General features: G+C 66.1%; 2 protein-coding genes. Both read left to right on the top strand.

Annotated features, from left to right (window positions below; all coding sequences use genetic code 11):
* Positions 1-782 (top strand): DUF418 domain-containing protein (locus AB4Y84_RS19590; protein WP_442250714.1); only part of this gene is annotated, 782 nt, incomplete at its 5' end.
* Positions 783-984: 202 nt separating this feature from the next.
* The gene (gene gorA / locus AB4Y84_RS19585; RefSeq protein WP_394197816.1) at positions 985-2,343 is read left to right on the top strand and encodes a glutathione-disulfide reductase; all 1,359 of its coding nucleotides are present in this window, start codon (positions 985-987) and stop codon (positions 2,341-2,343) included.
* The last annotated feature ends 20 nt before the right edge of the window (positions 2,344-2,363 follow it).

The raw sequence follows: 2,363 nt of genomic DNA, 5'->3' as shown, positions 1-2,363 counted from the left end.
GCTGGCTGCCCTGGATGGGGTTGCTGGTGTATGCGCTGGGTGTTGCGCTGATGCTGCTGGTCGGCGCGATGGTGTCGATGGCCACCCCGCAGGACCTGCAGAAGATGCTGGTCGACGCGCAGCAGGGCATCGACCAGCAACGCCTGGTGTACGGCCAGGGTGACTGGATGCAGGCCAACGTGCAGCGCCTGCATGAGTTCGGCGCGTCGCTGGGTGGCATGTTCATTTCCGGGCCCGAAGTGCTGGGCATGTTCCTGTTGGGGGCCTGGTTCGCCGGCAGCGGCGCATTGACCGCGCCGGAGYGTTTCCCGCGGTTGTATGCCGGCCTGCGCTGGATCGCATTGCCTCTGGGCCTGCTGGTCACCCTGGCGGGTGTGTTGTGGAAGCCCTATCTGGCCCCGGGTGTCTATGACCTGCCGACCACCTCGGCAATGGCGCTGGTGGCCGTGGGCGGCGTGCCGATGTGCCTGGGCTACCTGGCCTGGATYGTGCACTGGCGTGCGCGCATGGGCTGGCTGGCGCCAGTCGGCCGGATGGCGCTGACCCATTACCTTGGTCAATCGGTGGTCTGTACGTTGCTGTTCTATCACTACGGGCTGGGGTGGTTCGATGCAGTACCGCGTGCCTGGCAGCTGCTGTTCGCCTTGCTGCTGTTCGCTGCACAGGTAAGCCTCAGCCATCTGTGGCTGCGTCGTTTCCGCTTCGGTCCGATGGAATGGCTGTGGCGTGCGATGACGTACCAGCAATGGCCAGCGATGCGCCGTGGGGCTGGGCAGCGGTGATCGATGCAGGGCGCGCGCCTGGCGATCTGCATGGCTGCGTGCATCGTCAAGCACGCCATTGCACACCCTCACGTCTGCCCTGCAGCGGGTCATGGCATGCTCGCAGCAGCATGAGCGCCTGCGTCAGCCAGCTGCCCGTCGATCTTTTCTGCGGGCGCGCGCCCGCCATCGATCCTGTTCCCTGTCGACCCGAGCGATTCCGATGAACACTCCCTCTTATGACTACGATCTGATCGTCCTTGGCGGCGGTTCCGCTGGCCTGGCCGGCGCCATCCGCGCCGCGCAGCATGGCAAGCGTGTTGCCCTGCTGGAGCCAGGTGAACTGGGCGGTACCTGCGTGAATGTAGGGTGCGTGCCGAAGAAGGCGATGTGGCTGGCGGCCGACCTGGCCGAGCGCATCGGCCTGGCCAGCGCGATGGGCTTCGACGTGGAGGCGCGTCCGGCGCTGTCGTGGAAAGAGCTGGTGATCCATCGCCAGGCCTACATCAGCAACATCCACACCAGTTATCACAAGCGCCTGGATGAAACCGGCGTGGTGCGCATTCCTGCCCGTGGCCATCTGCTGGATGCGCACACGGTGGCGTGCAGTGATGGCGTGCAGTACAGCGCTGCGCAGATCCTCATCGCCACCGGGGCGCATCCGCAGCGGCCCGACATTCCCGGCGCCGAACTGGGCCTGGTGTCCGACGATTTCTTCGACCTGCGTGCAGCACCGGCCGACGTCGCCATCATCGGCGGCGGCTACATCGCGGTGGAACTTGCCGGGCTGTTGCAGGCGCTGGGCAGCAGGGTGAGCCTGCTGGTGCGTGGCAGTCGCCTGCTGGAGCGCTTCGACTACGAGCTGACCGCGCAGCTGGCCGAGAACCTGCGCCAGCAGGGTGTCCGCATCCACTTCGATTATCGTCTGCGCGAGTTGACGCGCGACGGCGAACGCGTGCGTGCCTTCGGTCACGACGGCCCGATCGACAGCGTGTTCGACGCCGTCTTCTTCGCTACCGGCCGGCGCGGCAACAGCAAGGATCTCGGCCTGGAGGCGCTCGGTATAGGCATCGGCGAACACCAGCAGGTAGAGGTGGACGAGTGGCAGACCACGGCCGTGCCGAGCGTGCATGCGGTCGGTGACATCGCCGGCAAGGTCGGGCTGACGCCGGTTGCCGTGGCTGCATCGCGCCGTCTGATGGATCGCCTGTTTGGTGGCCGCCCGGACGCGAAGATGGATTACGACAACGTGGCCAGCGTGGTGTTCTCGCACCCGCCGCTCGGCGCAGTGGGCATGAGCGAGGAAGATGCACGTGCGCGCTTCGACCAGGTGACGGTGTACCACAGCCGTTTCCGGCCGATGCTGCAGGCGCTGGCCAACGGCACCCAGCGCAGCCTGTTCAAGATGGTCTGTGCCGGCCCGGAGGAGCGTGTGGTCGGCATACACCTGCTCGGCGAAGCGGCCGACGAGATCCTGCAGGGTTTCGCGGTGGCGGTGAAGATGGGTGCGACCAAGGCGCAATTCGACGACACGGTGGCGATTCACCCGACGTCTGCTGAAGAAGTGGTGTTGATGCGCTGAGCCGACACTCACGGTAGTGC

This window comes from Stenotrophomonas sp. 2YAF22 (genome assembly GCF_052114665.1).
Classification (GTDB): domain Bacteria; phylum Pseudomonadota; class Gammaproteobacteria; order Xanthomonadales; family Xanthomonadaceae; genus Stenotrophomonas; species Stenotrophomonas indicatrix.
This window is presented reverse-complemented; position numbering and strand designations above follow the sequence as displayed.